General features: G+C 68.0%; 24 protein-coding genes. 16 read left to right on the top strand and 8 right to left on the bottom strand.

Annotated features, from left to right (window positions below; translation table 11 throughout):
• Window position 1 precedes the first annotated feature (1 nt).
• Complete coding sequence (locus AB4879_RS07985) at window positions 2-865, bottom strand: rhomboid family intramembrane serine protease (protein ID WP_102809755.1); 864 nt, start codon at window positions 863-865, stop codon at window positions 2-4.
• A gap of 455 nt (window positions 866-1,320) precedes the next feature.
• Between AB4879_RS07985 and AB4879_RS07990 the strand changes: the two genes are divergently transcribed.
• From AB4879_RS07990 to AB4879_RS08020, 7 genes are read left to right on the top strand one after another with little or no spacing between them, the layout of a single operon-like run.
• Window positions 1,321-1,761: an STAS domain-containing protein gene (locus AB4879_RS07990; protein ID WP_102809756.1), complete on the top strand. Its 441-nt coding sequence runs from the start codon at window positions 1,321-1,323 to the stop codon at window positions 1,759-1,761.
• A gap of 53 nt (window positions 1,762-1,814) precedes the next feature.
• Complete coding sequence (locus AB4879_RS07995) at window positions 1,815-2,456, top strand: class I SAM-dependent methyltransferase (RefSeq protein WP_102809757.1); 642 nt, start codon at window positions 1,815-1,817, stop codon at window positions 2,454-2,456.
• A 27-nt stretch (window positions 2,457-2,483) separates the two neighbouring features.
• Window positions 2,484-2,891, top strand: a complete 408-nt coding sequence (locus AB4879_RS08000; protein ID WP_102809758.1) for a VOC family protein — start codon at window positions 2,484-2,486, stop codon at window positions 2,889-2,891.
• Between the two features lie 48 nt (window positions 2,892-2,939).
• Window positions 2,940-3,347 (top strand): VOC family protein, encoded by a 408-nt coding sequence (locus AB4879_RS08005; protein WP_102809759.1) that lies wholly within the window; start codon window positions 2,940-2,942, stop codon window positions 3,345-3,347.
• A 24-nt stretch (window positions 3,348-3,371) separates the two neighbouring features.
• A complete protein-coding gene (locus AB4879_RS08010) occupies window positions 3,372-3,857 on the top strand; it encodes a peroxynitrite isomerase (RefSeq protein WP_370507169.1) in 486 nt (161 codons plus the stop codon).
• On the top strand, window positions 3,854-5,107 hold the full coding sequence (gene lipE, locus AB4879_RS08015; protein ID WP_370507170.1) for a lipase LipE: 1,254 nt from the start codon (window positions 3,854-3,856) through the stop codon (window positions 5,105-5,107). The genes AB4879_RS08010 and lipE overlap by 4 nt, the downstream gene beginning before the upstream one ends.
• A gap of 37 nt (window positions 5,108-5,144) precedes the next feature.
• Entirely contained in the window at window positions 5,145-5,270 is a 126-nt protein-coding gene (locus AB4879_RS08020; protein ID WP_286145665.1) for a hypothetical protein, read from the top strand.
• A gap of 4 nt (window positions 5,271-5,274) precedes the next feature.
• Here the strand turns inward: AB4879_RS08020 and AB4879_RS08025 are convergent, their stop codons facing one another.
• The 6 genes from AB4879_RS08025 to AB4879_RS08050 are packed head-to-tail and all read right to left on the bottom strand — an operon-like array spanning window position 5,275 to window position 9,284.
• Window positions 5,275-5,580, bottom strand: coding sequence for a DUF2694 family protein (locus AB4879_RS08025; RefSeq protein WP_370507171.1), 306 nt, complete (start codon window positions 5,578-5,580; stop codon window positions 5,275-5,277).
• Window positions 5,577-5,894: an ESX-1 secretion-associated protein gene (locus AB4879_RS08030; RefSeq protein WP_102809763.1), complete on the bottom strand. Its 318-nt coding sequence runs from the start codon at window positions 5,892-5,894 to the stop codon at window positions 5,577-5,579. The genes AB4879_RS08025 and AB4879_RS08030 overlap by 4 nt, the downstream gene beginning before the upstream one ends.
• Before the next feature lies 1 nt (window position 5,895).
• The gene (locus tag AB4879_RS08035; RefSeq protein WP_370507172.1) at window positions 5,896-7,293 is read right to left on the bottom strand and encodes a DUF4226 domain-containing protein; all 1,398 of its coding nucleotides are present in this window, start codon (window positions 7,291-7,293) and stop codon (window positions 5,896-5,898) included.
• A gap of 58 nt (window positions 7,294-7,351) precedes the next feature.
• Complete coding sequence (locus tag AB4879_RS08040; protein WP_370507173.1) at window positions 7,352-7,711, bottom strand: DUF4226 domain-containing protein; 360 nt, start codon at window positions 7,709-7,711, stop codon at window positions 7,352-7,354.
• A gap of 47 nt (window positions 7,712-7,758) precedes the next feature.
• A complete protein-coding gene (locus tag AB4879_RS08045; protein WP_370507174.1) occupies window positions 7,759-8,547 on the bottom strand; it encodes a C40 family peptidase in 789 nt (262 codons plus the stop codon).
• On the bottom strand, window positions 8,544-9,284 hold the full coding sequence (locus tag AB4879_RS08050; protein WP_370507175.1) for a helix-turn-helix domain-containing protein: 741 nt from the start codon (window positions 9,282-9,284) through the stop codon (window positions 8,544-8,546). Before AB4879_RS08050 ends, AB4879_RS08045 begins: the two co-directional genes overlap by 4 nt.
• A gap of 129 nt (window positions 9,285-9,413) precedes the next feature.
• Between AB4879_RS08050 and AB4879_RS08055 the strand changes: the two genes are divergently transcribed.
• Window positions 9,414-9,824: a WhiB family transcriptional regulator gene (locus AB4879_RS08055; protein ID WP_102809768.1), complete on the top strand. Its 411-nt coding sequence runs from the start codon at window positions 9,414-9,416 to the stop codon at window positions 9,822-9,824.
• A 21-nt stretch (window positions 9,825-9,845) separates the two neighbouring features.
• On the opposite strand, the gene AB4879_RS08060 is transcribed toward AB4879_RS08055, so the two are convergent.
• Window positions 9,846-10,994, bottom strand: a complete 1,149-nt coding sequence (locus AB4879_RS08060; RefSeq protein WP_102809769.1) for a Rieske 2Fe-2S domain-containing protein — start codon at window positions 10,992-10,994, stop codon at window positions 9,846-9,848.
• A gap of 57 nt (window positions 10,995-11,051) precedes the next feature.
• Here AB4879_RS08060 and AB4879_RS08065 point away from each other — a divergent pair, with 57 nt between their 5' ends.
• The 8 genes from AB4879_RS08065 (at window position 11,052) to AB4879_RS08100 (ending at window position 16,530) form a co-directional block, all read left to right on the top strand.
• The gene (locus AB4879_RS08065) at window positions 11,052-11,651 is read left to right on the top strand and encodes a TetR family transcriptional regulator (RefSeq protein WP_370507176.1); all 600 of its coding nucleotides are present in this window, start codon (window positions 11,052-11,054) and stop codon (window positions 11,649-11,651) included.
• Window positions 11,652-11,695: 44 nt separating this feature from the next.
• A complete protein-coding gene (locus AB4879_RS08070; protein WP_370507177.1) occupies window positions 11,696-12,010 on the top strand; it encodes a hypothetical protein in 315 nt (104 codons plus the stop codon).
• Window positions 12,011-12,082: 72 nt separating this feature from the next.
• Complete coding sequence (locus tag AB4879_RS08075) at window positions 12,083-12,499, top strand: EVE domain-containing protein (protein WP_370507178.1); 417 nt, start codon at window positions 12,083-12,085, stop codon at window positions 12,497-12,499.
• Window positions 12,500-12,527: 28 nt separating this feature from the next.
• Window positions 12,528-13,493, top strand: a complete 966-nt coding sequence (locus AB4879_RS08080; protein ID WP_370507179.1) for a pirin family protein — start codon at window positions 12,528-12,530, stop codon at window positions 13,491-13,493.
• Between the two features lie 8 nt (window positions 13,494-13,501).
• Window positions 13,502-13,843, top strand: a complete 342-nt coding sequence (locus AB4879_RS08085; RefSeq protein WP_370507180.1) for a GNAT family N-acetyltransferase — start codon at window positions 13,502-13,504, stop codon at window positions 13,841-13,843.
• Window positions 13,844-13,869: 26 nt separating this feature from the next.
• Window positions 13,870-14,691, top strand: a complete 822-nt coding sequence (locus tag AB4879_RS08090; protein ID WP_370507181.1) for an acyl-CoA thioesterase domain-containing protein — start codon at window positions 13,870-13,872, stop codon at window positions 14,689-14,691.
• A 29-nt stretch (window positions 14,692-14,720) separates the two neighbouring features.
• Entirely contained in the window at window positions 14,721-15,494 is a 774-nt protein-coding gene (locus AB4879_RS08095) for a cyclase family protein (protein ID WP_102805798.1), read from the top strand.
• A 247-nt stretch (window positions 15,495-15,741) separates the two neighbouring features.
• A complete protein-coding gene (locus AB4879_RS08100) occupies window positions 15,742-16,530 on the top strand; it encodes an alpha/beta hydrolase (protein WP_370507182.1) in 789 nt (262 codons plus the stop codon).
• Window positions 16,531-16,532: the final 2 nt, after the last annotated feature.

Here is a 16,532-nt window from a genome sequence, read left to right on the forward strand (position 1 = left end):
GTCAGCCGGTGATCAGCGCGCCGTACTGACCGATCAACTCGGCGGTGCGCCAATAGATCAGCGCCGCGAACACCACCAGCACAGCCGCGGAGACTCCGCCCTGCACGAGGTTGCGGCGTTCCCGCGGTGCGTAGGTGTAGACCGCCGCGATCAGCGACCCGGTGATGAGGCCGCCCACGTGGCCCTGCCAGCTGATGGACGGGACGGTGAACGTCAGCACCAGGTTGATGCCGATGAGCACGACCACCCAGCGCACGTCGAGATTGAGCCGCTTGGCCACCACGAACGTCGCCCCGAACAATCCGAAGACCGCGCCCGAGGCGCCCGCGGTCGCCGCCCCGATCGGTGCGAGCAGGTACACCAGCACCGAACCGCCCAGCGCGCTGAGACCGTACAGCGCACCAAACCGCAGCCGGCCCAGCCAGGCCTCGAGCGGGGGGCCGATCACATACAGCGCCCACATGTTGAACAGCAGATGCATGGCGCCGTAGTGCATGAACGCCGATGTGATGAGGCGGAAGTACTCGCCTCCGGCCACGCCGGGGGCCCACAGCACGAGCGCACGCTGAAGATCTCTCGACGTCATCTGCAGCACGAACATCACCACGTTGACCGCGATCAGCGCATACGTCACATACGGCAGGCCGGAGCGCCGGATGCCGCCGGCTCCGGTACGCGCCGGGCGGACACTCTGACCGGCGGCTGCCACGCAGTCGACGCATTGATGTCCGACCGCGGCGCTGCGCATGCACTCGGGGCAGACCGGCCGCCCACAGCGAGTGCATTGCACATAGGTCGGGCGGTCGGGGTGGCGGTAACAGGTCGGTGTGCCCGCCGGAGTTTGCGGTGTGTAAGGGATGCTCATAGTCCTGCCACCGAAGATACTGTGCCAGGCCGGTGGCGACGCACCTGAGACGGCGTCGCCGACGCCGCGGAGACGGTACGGATTCCGTCGTCGCGAGCCGGAGCCGCACCAGCACACCCGGCCAACCAGTGCCCGGACACTGGTTGGGCTGCGGTGACGGGGGTGTTCGGCAGCTAACCTTCGGATTCAATTTCGATAGGCGTCAATATTTGCCATATCCGCACTGCCGCGTCCCATTTCCGGGACAGCCGAATCGGTGCTGAAGTGCCCATATAGCTACCCACAACAATGTGTAGCCACACGACTGATTCCGTAGTACATTTCCCGAAGGTTGAGTTCACAGCCGCCCGGAGACGCCGGCGCGCGAGGGCTCGAGAACTTTCGCAGCGCAGCTTCGATTCGAAGAGCTTCGGCAGGCACATCCGGCATCGCGGAGTACCACTGATGGAGGCGCCATGACTTCAGCCACCGCCGCAGGACCCTTGGCTGTCACCCGCTTGGGCCGCGACCGCACGGACCGTGGAGCCTTCCGGTCCAGAGAGCTCAGCGCGACCACCCTGCTCATCGCCGCAGTCGGCGAGGTGGACGCGTCGAATGCCGGCGACATGCTCGGTTACGTCGAGGACCACATCTCGGGGTATCAGCAGCTCGTGATCGACCTGTCGAAGCTCGACTTCTTCGCGATGGACGGGTTCTCGGCGCTGCACACGCTCACCGTCCGGTGCTCGCGGCGCGGGATCGACTGGGTGCTGGTCCCCGGCCCCGCGGTTGCTCGCGTGCTGCGGGTCTGCGATCCGGAGGGGCTGGTCACCACGGCGGGCAACATCGTCTCGGCGGTGGCCGCTCTCGCCCGTGGCCCGCACACCCATCTGCAGTTGGCCCCGCTGGCGAAGTAGCCGGCCGGCCCTTCCTAGACTGGTTCGATCGGTTCTAGCGAAGGCGAGCAGCCATGGCGACACACGGTCGCAATCTCAACGACCTGGTGACACGGTTCTGGAGCGTCGCCGCACCGCTCTACGACCATCCCCGTCTGCAGCACTGGGTTTACCAGCCTGCCCAAGACGAGGTCATCGATGAGCTGCGCGCCCACGGCGCCTGCCGGATCGCTGACATCGCCTGCGGCACAGGTATTCTCGCGGCTCGCATCAAAGCCGAGCTGCAGCCCGACGAGGTGTACGGGGTGGACATGTCCGACGGCATGCTCAAGCAGGCCAAGGCGCGCGACCCGGAGGTGCAGTGGCGCAAGGGGCCGGCCGAACAACTGCCGTTCGACGACGAGTCGCTCGACGCCGTCGTCTCGACATCGGCCTTTCACTTCTTCGACCAGCCGGCGGCGATGCGCGAATTCCACCGGGTGCTGCGGCCCGGCGGGCTGGCGGCGGTCGCGACGATCAGCCCGCCGCAACTGCCGCTGCTCGGCCAGCTGACCAACTCGCCCGCCAGTGCCGCGCACAACCCGTCGGCGCAGGAGATGCGCACGCTGTTCACCGACGCCGGTTTCACGATCAGCGACCAGCACCGGGTGCACCGGCCGCTGTGGACCAAAGGCGTGTTCGACCTCATCACGATCGGGACGAAGCCCGCGTCCTGACCGATCCGGGCCGTATCCTTCGACACCATGGCCGTCGAGCTGCTCGCCCCCAGTGTCGAGATCGGTCTGGTGACCACCAATCTGGGTCCGATGGTGGAGTTCTACGAGCACTTCCTCGGGCTGCCGTTCCAGCTCGACCTCGACTTTCCCGGCGGCACCATGAAGCGCTACCTGATCGGTGACAACACCCTCAAACTCGTGACCTACGACCAACCGCCTCCCGCGGACCTCACCCCCGGCGGCGGACGCGCGCAGACCGGTGTCCGCTACATCTCGCTGGTGGTCACTAACGTCACCGAGGTGGCCGCCCAGGTCGCCGCCGCCGGGTACGACATCGTCGAACCGCTCACCGAATTCACCGCATTGCCCGGCATCGGGTGGTTCTTCGTGGCCGATCCCGACGGCAACTGGGTCGAGCTCGCCGGTCCGATCTGAACACCGCTCATCCGTCCGACGTCACCCACTCAACGCAGAGGAACACCTATGGCCATCGAGCTACTCGCCAAGAACATCGAAGTCGGTTTGGTCACCACCAACCTGGGTCCGATGGTCGAGTTCTACGAGAACTTCCTGGGCCTGCCCTTCACCGGCGACCTCGACTTCCCCGGCGGCACCATGAAGCGCTACGCACTCGGTGACAACGTGCTCAAGCTGATCACCCTCGACCAGCCGCCGGCCGCACCGGCGACGCCGGGGGGCGGACCGGCCGCGGCCGGCATCCGCTACTACACCGTGGTGGTGGCCAACACAACCACGGCCGCCGAGCAGGTCAAGGCCGCGGGCTACGAGATCGCCCAGGAGCTCGCGGAGTTCGCCCCGGTACCCGGTATGGGCTGGATGTTCGTCGCCGATCCGGACGGGAACTGGGTCGAGCTCGTCGGCCCGATGTAGATCGCGGCCCGTACCCTGGGCATCGTGCCCGAGCTTCATCCCGACGTCGCGGTCCTGGCGCCCCTGCTGGGGACCTGGACCGGCGCCGGCACCGGCGAGTACCCGACCATCGAGACGTTCGGTTACGTCGAAGAGGTCGCGATCGGACACGTCGGCAAGCCCTTCCTGACCTACTCGCAGCGGACCAGGGCCACCGACGACGGTCGGCCCCTGCACGCCGAGACCGGCTACCTGCGGGTGCCGTCGCCCGGCCGGATCGAACTTGTCGTCGCCCATCCCACCGGGGTCACCGAGATCGACGAAGGCACGCTGTCGGAGACCGGCGACGGCCTGGCGATCGATCTCGACTCCACCGCCATCGGGCTCACCGGTTCGGCGAAAAGCGTTACCGCCCTGAGCCGTTCGTTCCAACTCGCCGGTGACGAACTCACCTACAGCGTGCGGATGGCCGCCGTCGGCGTGCCGCTCACCCACCATCTGGCCGCGACCCTGCACAGGAAGCAGGGGTGAGCCACTCCCCCGCCGGGGACGGCCGGATTCGCGTCCCGACCGACCTCGACGCCGTCACCGACGTCGGCGCCGAGGACCACGCCGACATCTCGGCGGCCACCGCCGACCGGATCTGGGAATCGGTGCGGCACTGGTACGCCGCGGGCATGCACCCCGCAATCCAACTGTGCCTGCGGCACAACGGAAGAGTCGTGCTCAACCGCGCGATCGGCCACGGTTGGGGCAACGGTCCGGCCGACCCGCCGGACGCCGAGAAGGTGCCTGTCACCGTCGACACCCCGTTCTGTGTGTACTCCGCGGCCAAGGCCATCAGCACGACGGTGGTGCACATGCTCGTCGAGCGCGGCGAGTTCTCCCTGGAGGACCGGGTCTGCGACTATCTGCCGAACTACACCAGCCACGGCAAGGACCGCACCACCATCCGGCACGTGATCACCCACAGCGCCGGCGTGCCGTTCGCCACCGGGCCACGACCGGACCTCAAACGGATGAACGAGAGTGCTTACGCGCGCGAGAAACTCGGTGAGCTCAAGCCCATCCACCGGCCGGGCTTGATGCACATCTACCACGGGCTGACCTGGGGTCCGCTGGTCCGCGAGATCGTCTCGGCCGCAACCGGGCGCAACATCCGCGACATCCTCGCCGAGGACATCCTGGACCCGCTGGGGTTCCGGTGGACGAACTACGGCGTGGCAGAACAGGATGTCCCGCTGGTGGCGCCGAGCCACGTCACGGGTAAACCACTGCCTGCGCCGATCGCCAAAGCGTTCCGGGCCGCCGTCGGCGGAACCCCGCAGCAGATCATCCCGTTCTCCAACACCCCGCTGTTCCTGACCGGTGTCGTCCCATCGTCCAGCACGGTGTCCAACGCCGACGAACTGTCGCGCTTCGCCGAAATCCTGCGGCGCGGAGGTGAACTCGACGGCGTCCGGGTCATGCGTCCGGAGACGCTGCGCGCGGCGGTGGCACCCGCACGCCGGCTGCGGCCCGATATCGCGACCGGGTTCGCACCGATGCGCTGGGGCACCGGCTACATGCTCGGATCCACCCGGTTCGGGCCGTTCGGACGCGACGCAGCCGGCGCCGTCGGCCACACCGGGCTGACCAACATCGCGGTCTGGGCGGATCCGGAACGCCGACTGTCGGTCGGACTGGTCAGCAGCGGTAAACCCGGACAGCACCGCGAAGCCGGCCGCTACACCGACGTGCTGGATCGCATCAACGCTGAGATCCCCCGCGTCCGCGGGTGAATTGTGCCGGCCCGGCACGGTCGATAACGTACCGACCATGGGTGACTCGCTGCTGCAGCAACAACTCGACGAGGTGCGTGCGCTGCTGCAGCGGGCACGCGAGCTGTTCGGCCCGAATCCCGTTGCGCCGCCGGAGGTTGCCTCCGCCGACGGCGACCGGTAACCGCTCAGGATTCGTCGGGCCGCAGCCGATGCTGCCGCAGCGCCTCGGTGGCCAGCTCGAGGTCGCGGCTGCTCGCCACATCGTCTGACGGGGTGTGGCCCGCCGCCACGATCTCGGCGCGCACCTGCATCAGCGCTTTCAGATTCGACACGTCCGCGGTCAGCAGGATGCCCTGCGCCAGGGTCTGCGCGTCGGCGTCCATCGCGGGTTCGGCCAGGGCCACGCTGTGCAGGTAACCACCCCGGCAGGACCGGAACAGGATGTGCCCGCTGGGATGGACCGCGTCGAATTCGGGATCGGGTTCGGTCATGAACCGTCCCGGGTGATGCGGCCGAGCTCGGCGGCGGCGGCGCTGTCCTGGTGTTCCCAGACGTCGGCGGCGTGGCTCAGATTGGTCGCGAGTTCGGCGTGGGCCGCGGCCTGCTGCTCGTAGCAGGCCCGCCGCTGATCGAGCAGTTCGCGGCCGGCGTCGCGCAACTCACCGAAGATCGGGCCCAGCGAGTCGAGACTGGCGAGGATGTCGGCGTGCCGGGCGGGCACCGTGCTCAGCTGCTCGGCGGTGTCCTGGTGGTCGCGGGCCGCGCGGCGCAGCTCGTCGGGTACCACGTGGATGCGCTCTGCCATGTCACTCTCCTATCGCCGGCGGACCGGCTGTCACCGCGGGCCGGGTCGGCGCGGGTCGGTCGGGTCTCGGGGTCGTGGTTCCGGCGCCCGGCTCAGGCGGATGCTCCCACCCTAGGAAGCTCGGGCCCGCGACGCTGGCAATGGGCTGGATCTGGTTGTTGAGCACCGCCTTGCCGTTGCCCACCGCCAGCGCATGCCGGTCGGTCAGCATCCCGATGTCACCGGGCGACACCCGGGCGGCGTCGACGGGATGCGAGACCGCGGTGCCCGGGGCCGGGATCGTGATGCCCTGCTGCCGGAACGCCTCCGGGATGGGCGTTCCGGCCACCGCGGCGGTGATGGCTGCCGCCAGTTGAGGCGTCGGCGCCGTCACCGTTTCACCGGTGGGCAGGGTGACGACGGTCGAGTCGTCGGGAGGCGGCGTATCGGACTCCTCCCCCACGCTGCTGTCGTCGTCGGCCGCCGGATCGGCCGGAGCGTCGTCGATCGGCTCGTCCGGCACCGGCTCGTCGAGCAGGTCAGAGGTGTCTGCGGACGGCAGCCGCGGCGGGGTGAGATTGTCGAATGTCGGCGGCACGGGGCTCGGACCGGCCGGCGCACCCGCACCGGTTCCGCCGCCCGTCGCGGGAATCGCGGCCATGGGCGGGATCATCGGCGCGGCGACCGGCTGGCCGCCGGCGGCGGCAGGGTCAGGCGGCGGCGCGAGGTCGTCGGGCAACAGGCCATCGATGAACGGGTCCGGGCCGAGATCCGGCGGGAGGTCGACGGCCGGCTCAGCCGGTGTCGCGGCCGCCGGGGCGGCATCGGGTGCGGCCTCGGCAGCGGAGTCCGGGGTGGCACCGACGTACAGCGATGCCAGCGCGGCGGCCAAGGACGCCTTCGAGGTGGCGTCCAGTCCCGCGGTCTCCACGACGGTCTTGATATCGCGCAACTTGTCGATCAGATACCGCTGGAACGCGCGCGCACCGGCCGGGGTGTCGAGGTCGGTGCGGGCCGCGACGGCGGCCTCGATGTCCCTCTGCAGACCATCGAGGGCTTCCCGGCCCGCGGTATGGACGGCATGGGCATTGAGAACCGCGGTGATCACCTGCAGGTCGAGCTGTGCGCTCACCGAATTCTGATGTGCCAGTGATGTTTCAGCCGTCCGAATGGCGTCCGCGGCCCGCCCCTCCCCCACGCCGGGCGACTGGTCGATGGGTGCCACCGGGTCGAGGGCGGCGCGATGCTGCGCGCGAATCTTGGCCACTACGTTGTCGATTGCGCTCGGCGACACCACACTGACCGGGCTGGTGATCGTGGCGAGGTCAGTGTCCGAGAGCCCCGTCAGCCAGGCCCGGCTGTCACCGGTGACCGCACCGACGCGCGCGATCACGTCGAGCAGGTCTTGGTAACTCGCCACCGGTGCCCTCTCATGCCGGCGACTGTATCCAGGCGGTGTTCGGGTGACAATTCACCCGTCAGGAAGGTGTGGACGACACCCGGTAGCGATCCAGAAGTCGCTGGAGCGCCGCGGTTTTGGCGTCGGCTTCGGCGCGCGCGGCGATCAGCACATCGCTAATTTCGCGTTGCTTGGCGAGCAGAAACCGCGCGAACTCGCGTCCCTCGACGGGCGCGGTGACAGTGTTCGCAGCGACCGCCGCCTCGATCTCGGCGTTGATCGCGTCGAGCTTGCGGATCGCCTCGGTTGCGACAGCATGCGCGGCCGACACCACCTCGGCCAGTTCGGCGTCCGCCCCGGCGAGGTCGCGGTCCCGGGCGGCGAGCAGCGATCGAGCCGACTCGAGGGCCTCGGCCGAGGCTCCGACGTGCTCTGCCATGCGTCGACGGTACTCAGCGAGATTTCGCCGAACAACTCACCACTCGGCTAAGCCGGCCGGCGGATCGCGATGTCGGGACCCAGTCGGCTGATCCGGACGTTGGCACCGGAGTAGGGCGCCTCGACCACCAGTCCGTTGCCGATCGCCATCTGGACATGGCCGGCATGCGGGAACACCAGATCACCGGGGCGGATGTGGGAACGCGGTACCGGAACCCCGTCATTGATCTGGTCGTAGGTGGTGCGGTGCAGTGGCACCCCCGCCTGGGCGTAGGCCCACTTCACCAGGCCCGAACAGTCGAAGCGATCCGGGCCGGTAGCTCCCCACACGTAGGGGCAGCCCAGCCGCGAGAGCGCGGCGCGCACGGCCAGCGCAGCCCGTGAATTCGGTGCCGACACCCGGCGGTGCCCACGCCGATATCGCAGCGCGCGCAACAGCGCGAGGCGACGCCGGGCTCGACGACGGGCGGCCAGGACGTGCGCGTGCTGGGCGCGCAGCCGGGCGGCCCTGCGCCGCAGCAACTCTCGTTGAGCGACCGGGTTGTCCGGGGTGGTGGCGGCATCGGCGTGGGCGGCGTCGAGCACGGCCCGGGTTTGTCGCTGAGCCTCCTGATGATCGCGCTGGACACGGGCCAGGATTGCCGACACCTCGGCGTCGACACGGCGGGCGCCGTCGAGGTCGGTCCGTCCCCGTTCGGCCGCACGGTGATAGGCGGTGGGCAACCCTTCGCCCGGGGACGACGCCACCGCGGGTGCCGCATCGAGCACCCCCACCGCCTGCCGGCCGGAGAACAGCGCATGGGCCCGGCTGAGGATCTCCACCTCGGGGGCGGTCATGCCCGCTCCTCCACAAACGCCCGCACCCGCGGCAGCACTCCGGGTGGGATGGCCCCGCGGTTGCGGATGTCCCACAGCTGCTCGACGTCGACTCCGATCAGTGTCGCGATCACCGGCTCGGGAAGCTCGGAGCGGGCACACGCCTGGTCGAAGCGCGCGCTGATACTGCCCGGCATACGGGCCAGCAGCCCGCTCCGGATCGCTTCCAGGGACTTGAGGTGGGTCATCAGGCGGTCCACCGATTCGGCCCCCGCGTTGACCGCGACGCGCCACGAGTTGGCGGCCAGCAGCTCGGCCTTCACGCATTGCTCGATCACGGACTGAATATACGTTTCATATTCGTTTGACGTCTCCGCTGGCAGGCGGGCTATCAACGAGTTCAGCGATTCCAGGTGCGCTTCGGCATGCGCTTCGAGCACATCAGCGTCGCTGTGCCGGCTGACGACGATGCCGGTGGCGGTCCGCGGCGGCGTGGATTCGGCCGGTCCGCCGGTCAGGAATTGGGCGATCTCAGCGGCTGGATCATCGGCAACGACGAGCCGCGCGTAGGTGCCCGGCGGCAGCCCCAGTCCATTTTCGACCTTCTGAACTGTGCCTTTGTGCGGCTTGCGGACACCGCGCTCCAAGAAGCTCAGGCCCATGATGCTGACCCCCGTGGCGGCGGCCAGCTCGGCCAGCGACCAGTCCCTCGCTTCGCGCAGAGTCCGGATGGCCGCACCCGCCGCCTCTCGGCTCACGGTGGGGCTCCAGCCATATACGGATCGTACACAGGCCTATCGGTTTATACGTTTTCTTCTACGTTCCTCTTGCGCCTTGTGAATGCCGCATATACGCTTCCGTCATTGAATCCGGCCAAGGAGGCTCCGATGAACTACCGCCCATGCTCGGTCGAGCCCGATCTGTGGTTCGGCTACGCCGACGACGACGCCAGCGACGGCGCGGCCAAGGCCCGCGTCTACGAGCAGTCGGCCACCCGCGCCCGGACCATCTGTCTACGCCGGTGCCCCCTCGCCCAGCAGCGCGCGTGCGCCAGAAGCGCCGTCGAGAGCGGCGAGGAATACGGGGTGTGGGCCGGCATCAAACTGCCGGGCGGCCAATACCGCAAGCGCCATCAGCTGGCGCACGCGCACGAGGTTCTGCGGCGCATCGCCGACGGCAAGCTCAATCCGCGCGAACTGCCCGAAAGCGCCGAGCTGCTGGACCGCAGCGAAGCGCTGCCCGCCCAGGTGGCAACCGTCGTGCATCTACCGCTGGGCCGGCCCCGTACCGCGGCCTGAACTTCCAGCTGGCTTCGGCGGCTATCCGGCCGAGCCGACTGCCGTTGCCGCAGAACGCTTTTGCATGTTCTCGTCGACCTCGCGCTGCCACACGTCATAGGCGTGAGTGGTGTCGACCTCGAGTTCGAAGCGGTCGGTCATGTCCGCGGTGACATCGGCGGCGTCGACGTAGAACTGCTCGTACCACCGCCGGTACTGGTAGAGCGCGCCGTCCTCCTCGCACAGCAGCGGATTCTCGATCCGCGTCTTGTGCTTCCAGATCTCGACGTCTTGCAGGAAGCCGACCTCGTAGATCTTCGAATACGACTGGGCGAGTTTGGCCGCCTTCTCGTCCGACAGCCCGGGCATGTTCTGCACCGAGACCCCGAACTGCAGCATGAATGAGTTCTGGTCGATCGGGTAATGGCAGTTGATCAGCACCGACTCCACGGTGAAGTCCGGTCCGAGGTCGTTGTGCAGCCAGTTGATCATGTACGACGGCCCGAAGTAGGTGGCCTCCGAGCGCAGCTTGGTGCCCTCCCACAGCCGCTCCGGGTGCTCGGTGAAGTCTTGGCGTCCCTTGGATTCCATGTACTGGCTGGCAGTGTGGCCTTCGAAGACGTTCTTGAAGAACGTGGGGTAGGCGTAGTGGATGTAGAAGAAGTGCGCCATGTCGACGTTGTTGTCGACGATCTCGCGGCAGTGCGCGCCTTCGATGACCATCGAGTTCCACGCCCACTTCGACCACTGGCCCTCGTCATAGCCGTCGATGGTCGGCGGGGTGAGTTCGGCCGGTGGCGTGGAGCCCTCCGGGTCATGCCACATCAGCAGCTGCCCGTTGACCTCGATGGTCTGGTACTTGCGGGTGCGGGCGAGCTTGGGAACCCTTCGGGCATAGGGAATTTCGACGCAGCGCCCGGTCGCGCCGTTCCAGCGCCAGTCATGGAACGCACAGGCGAGGTTGTCGCCCTTGACCGTGCCCATGGCGAGGTCGGCACCCAGGTGCCGGCAGTAGCCGTCGAGCACATGGATGTCGCCCTGTGAGTCGGCGTACACCACCAACTTGCCGCCGAACGCATTGATGCCGTGCGGCTTGCCATCGCGGAAATCCTCTGCCAGGCCCAGGCAGTGCCAACCGCGCGCGTAGCGCGTCATGGGCGTGCCGGGGTCGATCTCCCGGATCTGGTTCATGCGCTCATTTAAGCACATGTGCTTAAATCTGCCTAGCACTGATTTAGACTGCTCGACGTGGACCGCGGTGCCCGATCACGGGAAGTACTGCTCGACGCCGCTGAACGGCTGATCGCCGAGCACGGCTTCGAGGTGCCGCTGCGGGAGATCGCGGTGGCCGCGGGCCAGCGCAACAACTCCGCCGTCAACTACTACTTCCGCAGCAGGCAGGACTTGATCGATGCGGTGGTGGCCCGACGCCTGACCCCGATGGAGGTCGAGCGGCAAGCCCTGCTGGACCGCATGTCGGGTGAGCAGATGGCCGACGCGCACGCCGTGCTGCGAATCCTGGTCGGGCCGTTCTTCCACAGTGAAGGCACCCACTACGCGCGGTTCCTCGAGGTGGTGCGGATCCGGCTGAATCGGGAACCGCAGAGCCCGGCGGAATCGGCCTGGCCACGGATCCTCGACGCGCTGGCCCGACTAGTTCCGCTCAAGGACCGCAGCGCCCGGGAGAACCGGGTCGGTGCCGTCGCCACCGCAATGTTCGCCCTGCTCGCCGACCACGAGCGGCGGGTGGAATCCGGCGACACTGATGCCGACAGTCTCGAGGAGATCGTGACGATGCTCGCCGCGATGCTGACCGCCGCGCCGGCGCCGGCGCCGGCGACTCGCTGACTGCGGCAATTCCCGGGCAGGGGAGTCGGTATGCGGATAGAACTGTGTCGACACAGCAGACGTTGGGAGGCGCGCGGGTGCGGATCGTGGTCGCGGTAGCCCTGGCCGGGTTGATCGCACTGGTGGTAGCGGTGCTGACCGACAGCACTTACGCGGCTGTCGCAGTGGTCGTGCTCGCGGTGGTGGGCATCGTGCTGTTGTTGCGCGACTGGCGTGCCGATCACAAGCGAGCCGCCGCAGGGGAGTCGACGGAGACGCCGCACGTCGAGCCCGTCGACCCGTCGATGAGCCCGGAGCTGTTCGCGCCGGACATCTCGGCCGATGGTCGCGGCCCGTCGTCCGACGCCCGCGCTGACTAGCGGGGGAGCCGCCCGCGGAGACGGGCATCGCTGCTGCCCAGACCTGTCGGACCCCCGACCTAGCGTGAGCCCATGACGTACTGGATCAATACCGTCAGCGCCGACCACGTACAACGCGGCGTCGCCGGCGGCTTCACTCAGGCCAACCATGGCAAGCCGCACATGCTGCGCACAATGGCCCGTGGCGATTGGATCATCTTCTATTCGCCGAAAACCGCACTCGAGCACGGGGAGCCGCTGCAGGCGTTCACCGCCATCGGTCGGGTCACCGATGACGAGCCGTACCAGGAGCACCCGTCGCACCCCTGGCGGCGCGCCATGGAGTTCCTGCCCTGCACGGCGACACCCATCCGACCGCTGCTGGACCAGCTGGAATTCGTTGTCGATCCGCAGCGCTGGGGCTACAAGTTCCGGTTCGGGGTGTTCCGCATCGAGGAGCCGGACTTCCTGCTCATCCGTTCAGCGATGACCCGGCAGCTCGCGGCCTGAGCGACGCACCGCGGGTAAGCTCGAGGTGGTGAGCAACCTCGAGACCGCTCCGCGTGAAGTTCCCTGCGGTGCAACAAGTTTCGATGGCATCGAGATTTTGGAGCCCCGCGAGGTCCCGCTCGGCGGTCCGCGCGCGCTTCCGGTCCGCCGGACCTTGCCCCAACGTGGGCGCTCGCTGATCGGTGCCTGGTGTTTCGCCGATCATTACGGCCCGCACGACGTACGCGAAGCCGCCGGCATGGATGTGCCCCCGCATCCGCACACCGGGCTGCAGACCGTCAGCTGGTTGTTCCGCGGCGAGATCGAGCATCGCGACAGCGCCGGTGTACACCAGACCGTCCGCCCGGGGGAGCTGAACTTGATGACCGCCGGGGCGGGGATCTGCCACTCGGAGGTGTCGACGCCGTCGACCACGATCCTGCACGGCGCGCAGCTGTGGGTGGCGCTGCCGGATGCGGATCGCAACGCCGCCAGGGATTTCGATCACTATGTCCCCGAGCCGTTTTCCCATGGAGAGGCATCCATTCGGGTGTTCCTCGGTGAGCTGGCCGGCCAGCGCTCTCCGGTGCACACCTTCACACCGCTGCTCGGCGCCCAGGTCGATCTGGCCGCCGGCTGCACCCTCGACCTCGACGTCGATCCGTCCTTCGAGCACGGCGTCCTGCTCGACCTCGGCCAGGTGGAGGTGGCCGGGCGGGCACTCGAGTCAGGGCAGCTGGCCTACCTGGGAACCGGGTCCACGACGCTGCGGCTGCACAATGCGGCCGGCCTGGCCTCCCGGATGCTGCTGCTGGGCGGGGCGCCGTTCACCGAAGAACTGTTGATGTGGTGGAACTTCGTCGGCCGCAGCCACGAGGAGATCGCCGAGTACCGCCGGCAGTGGGAAAGCGGCGACGATCGCTTCGGCGCCGTGAGTGGGTACCCGGGTTCCGTCCAGCGATTACCGGCACCCGCGCTGCCCGCCATCCGATTGCGCCCGCGCCGCCGAACCTGAGGAGTTCCATGACACAAGACAAAACCGGCGCCGACACCACCGTCACCGCCGGCAGGGACCAATTCACCATCACCGTCGAGGGCGAGCAGGTCGGCGTCGCCGACTACGTCGACCACGACGGTCAACGGATCTTCCACCACACCGAGGTCGAGAACGCGTTCGAAGGACGCGGACTGGCCAGCATCATGGTCGGCGAAGCGCTGGCCGCCACCCGCGACGCCGGGCTGCGCATCGTGCCGGCGTGCCCGATGGTGGCGAAGTACATCGAGAAGCACCCGGAGTTCGACGACATGACGGACCCCGCGACCGCGGATACCGAACGCTACGTACAGCGGGTGCTGAGCAGCTGACTCGGGCGCCGCTATCGTGTGACCTCGTGACGGATCTGGGCGCATCGCGGGCGTATCTGGTGTCGGACGGCGACGTGCTGCTGCCCGGCCCGGCATCGCAGGGGCCCTGGGGTCCCACGATCAGCGGACACGTCGTGGGCGGCATCCTGGCGCGGGCCCTGGAACAGGTGGGCGGTGCCCCCGGATTCGTACCGGCCCGGCTGACCGTGGACCTGCTGCGGCCCACCGCGATCACGCCCCTGGAAGTGCGCACCACGATGCGCCGCGACGGCCGTCGGATCCGGCTGGTCGACGCCGAACTGATCCAGAACGACACCGTGGTGTCCCGGGCCAGTGCGATGTTCCTGCGCCGCGGCGAGCACCCGGCCGGCGACATCTGGTCCTCGCCGGTGACGATGCCGCCACTGCCACCGGATCCCGGACCGCTGCCCGACGACCTGATGATGTTCGTCTGGGGTTACGGGGGACAGGGCGAGTCCGGCGGAGCGATGGCCTTCACCGAATGGCACGACGCCACCGGCCCCAAGTACGCCTGGATCCGGCAGGTCCGCGCGCTGGTCGACGGCGAGGCGACCTCCCCGTTCGTCACCGTCGCGATGGCCGCCGACGCAGCCAGTGCGACATCCCATTGGGGCACAGGCGGTTTGCGCTACATCAACGCCGACTACACCCTGACCTTGGCGCGTGAGCCGATCGGGGATTACATCGGCTTGGCCGCCACGTCGCACAACAGCAACGACGGGATCGCCTGCGGTGCGGTCGCGGTGTTCGACGCACACGGGCAGATCGGCAATGCGATCACCGTCGGCTTGGTGAACCCGGCCGAATCGTTCCACCCCCGGGCGTAACGTTCCATCTCAGAACGTAAGGGGTTCCGATGCGAAGGTTCGTCGACATTTCGGTTCCGCTGCAAGCCGGCATCGCCTCGGACCCACCGGGGCATCTGCCGGAGATCGACTACTACGACCACAAGCAGACCGCCGCGGAGGTGGTGTCTTTCTTCCCCGGCGCAACCGTCGACGATCTGCCCGACGGCGAAGGGTGGGCGATCGAACGGGTTCGGATCACCACCCACAACGGCACCCATCTCGACGCGCCGTACCACTACGCGTCGACGATGGACGGCGGCAAGCGCGCGATCACCATCGACGAGGTTCCGCTGGAGTGGTGTCTGCAGCCGGCGATCAAGCTCGACTTCCGCCACTTCCCGGATGGTTACGTGGTGACCGCCGCCGACGTGGAAGCGGAGCTGGACCGCATCGGACACAGCCTGTCGCCGCTGGAGATCGTGCTGGTCAACACCAGCGCAGGCACCCGCTACGGCCATGCCGACTATGTCGGGACCGGCTGCGGCATGGGCCGCGACGCCACCCTGTACCTGCTCGAGCGCGGCGTACGGCTCACCGGAACCGATGCCTGGAGCTGGGATGCGCCGTTCTCCTACACCGCGCAGCGGTACGCCAGGGACCACGACGCGTCGATCATCTGGGAAGGCCACCGCGCCGGTCGCACGGTCGGCTACTCGCATATCGAGAAGCTGCACAACCTGGAATCGTTGCCGCCCAATGGCTTTGAGGTCGCATGCTTCCCGGTGAAGGTTCACGCGGCGTCGGCTGGCTGGACCCGCGCGGTGGCGATCTTCGACGACTGATCATTGACATTGACCAATAGTGCCATTGACAAATGGCACTATTGGGCGTTGTATCCACCGTGTGTTCGGCGAGTCGATATCCGTGTGGCGAAGTCGAAGCGCGAACGTCGCGAGCAGCCTGACCCTGCGACAGCTCAGCGCCGTGCTCCCGCCCGATCAAGCGTGGGGGCTCTGGGCTTCGCGCCAGATCGTGGCTCGCATCATGGACACCTTCGGACCATCCCTGTCCGGGACGACAACCGTTCCCGTGGACACTCGAACGTCCGACGGTCGTCGCCTCGTCGGCGAATGGGTTTACGGCCGAGGTGTCAGCCCAGACGTCACGGCTGGGGCGATCTATTTCGTGCACGGCAGCGGCTATGCGCTCTGCTCGCCGCGCACCCACCGCCGCCTCACATCATGGCTCTCGCAGTTGACGGGTCTGCCCGTGTTCAGCGTCGACTATCGACTGGCGCCGCGGCACCGGTTTCCCGCAGCCGCAGACGATGTTCGCTCCGGCTGGGATTGGCTGGTCGGCGACTGCGGGATGTCGCCCGAAAGCCTGGCGATCGCCGGCGACTCCGCCGGCGGCCACCTCGCGGTTGATCTGCTGCTACAGCCCGAAGTCCCGCATCCCGCCGCCCTCGTGCTGCTGTCGCCGTTGCTGGACCTCACATTCGGACTCGCCCGGACATGGGAGCGCACCGGGCGTGACCCGGCCATCCGATCCCGTGACGCCGCACGATTGATCGAGTTGTACTGTGCCGGTGTCGAACCCGCGCACCCAAGGCTGGCGCTCGACGTCGCGGGCGGCCGGCTACTGCCCTCCACGTTGATCCACGCCGGTGGCGCGGAGATGCTCGCGGCCGACGCCATCGCACTCGCCGACAGCCTGCGCCGTGCCGGTGGCGAATGCGACCTACGCATCTGGCCTGACCAGGTGCACGTCTTCCAGGCCCTGCCGCGTCTCACCCCCGCAGCCGCGCCCGCGATGCGTGAGATCACAGGATTCATCTCGAATGCATTGCGCGACAACAACGTCGGACAGGTGGGTTGAGC

It is taken from the genome of Mycobacterium sp. SA01, from assembly GCF_041287105.1.
In the GTDB taxonomy this organism is placed as follows: Bacteria; Actinomycetota; Actinomycetes; order Mycobacteriales; family Mycobacteriaceae; genus Mycobacterium.

What these genes read in the sequence shown, in the direction of transcription:
- AB4879_RS07985 (WP_102809755.1), bottom strand. Translation starts at nt 865, where the DNA reads ATGAGCATCCCTTACACACCGCAAACTCCGGCGGGCACACCGACCTGT.
- AB4879_RS07990 (WP_102809756.1), top strand. Translation starts at nt 1,321, where the DNA reads ATGACTTCAGCCACCGCCGCAGGACCCTTGGCTGTCACCCGCTTGGGC.
- AB4879_RS07995 (WP_102809757.1), top strand. Translation starts at nt 1,815, where the DNA reads ATGGCGACACACGGTCGCAATCTCAACGACCTGGTGACACGGTTCTGG.
- AB4879_RS08000 (WP_102809758.1), top strand. Translation starts at nt 2,484, where the DNA reads ATGGCCGTCGAGCTGCTCGCCCCCAGTGTCGAGATCGGTCTGGTGACC.
- AB4879_RS08005 (WP_102809759.1), top strand. Translation starts at nt 2,940, where the DNA reads ATGGCCATCGAGCTACTCGCCAAGAACATCGAAGTCGGTTTGGTCACC.
- AB4879_RS08020 (WP_286145665.1), top strand. Translation starts at nt 5,145, where the DNA reads ATGGGTGACTCGCTGCTGCAGCAACAACTCGACGAGGTGCGTGCGCTG.
- AB4879_RS08025 (WP_370507171.1), bottom strand. Translation starts at nt 5,580, where the DNA reads ATGACCGAACCCGATCCCGAATTCGACGCGGTCCATCCCAGCGGGCAC.
- AB4879_RS08030 (WP_102809763.1), bottom strand. Translation starts at nt 5,894, where the DNA reads ATGGCAGAGCGCATCCACGTGGTACCCGACGAGCTGCGCCGCGCGGCC.
- AB4879_RS08040 (WP_370507173.1), bottom strand. Translation starts at nt 7,711, where the DNA reads ATGGCAGAGCACGTCGGAGCCTCGGCCGAGGCCCTCGAGTCGGCTCGA.
- AB4879_RS08045 (WP_370507174.1), bottom strand. Translation starts at nt 8,547, where the DNA reads ATGACCGCCCCCGAGGTGGAGATCCTCAGCCGGGCCCATGCGCTGTTC.
- AB4879_RS08055 (WP_102809768.1), top strand. Translation starts at nt 9,414, where the DNA reads ATGAACTACCGCCCATGCTCGGTCGAGCCCGATCTGTGGTTCGGCTAC.
- AB4879_RS08060 (WP_102809769.1), bottom strand. Translation starts at nt 10,994, where the DNA reads ATGAACCAGATCCGGGAGATCGACCCCGGCACGCCCATGACGCGCTAC.
- AB4879_RS08075 (WP_370507178.1), top strand. Translation starts at nt 12,083, where the DNA reads ATGACGTACTGGATCAATACCGTCAGCGCCGACCACGTACAACGCGGC.
- AB4879_RS08085 (WP_370507180.1), top strand. Translation starts at nt 13,502, where the DNA reads ATGACACAAGACAAAACCGGCGCCGACACCACCGTCACCGCCGGCAGG.
- AB4879_RS08095 (WP_102805798.1), top strand. Translation starts at nt 14,721, where the DNA reads ATGCGAAGGTTCGTCGACATTTCGGTTCCGCTGCAAGCCGGCATCGCC.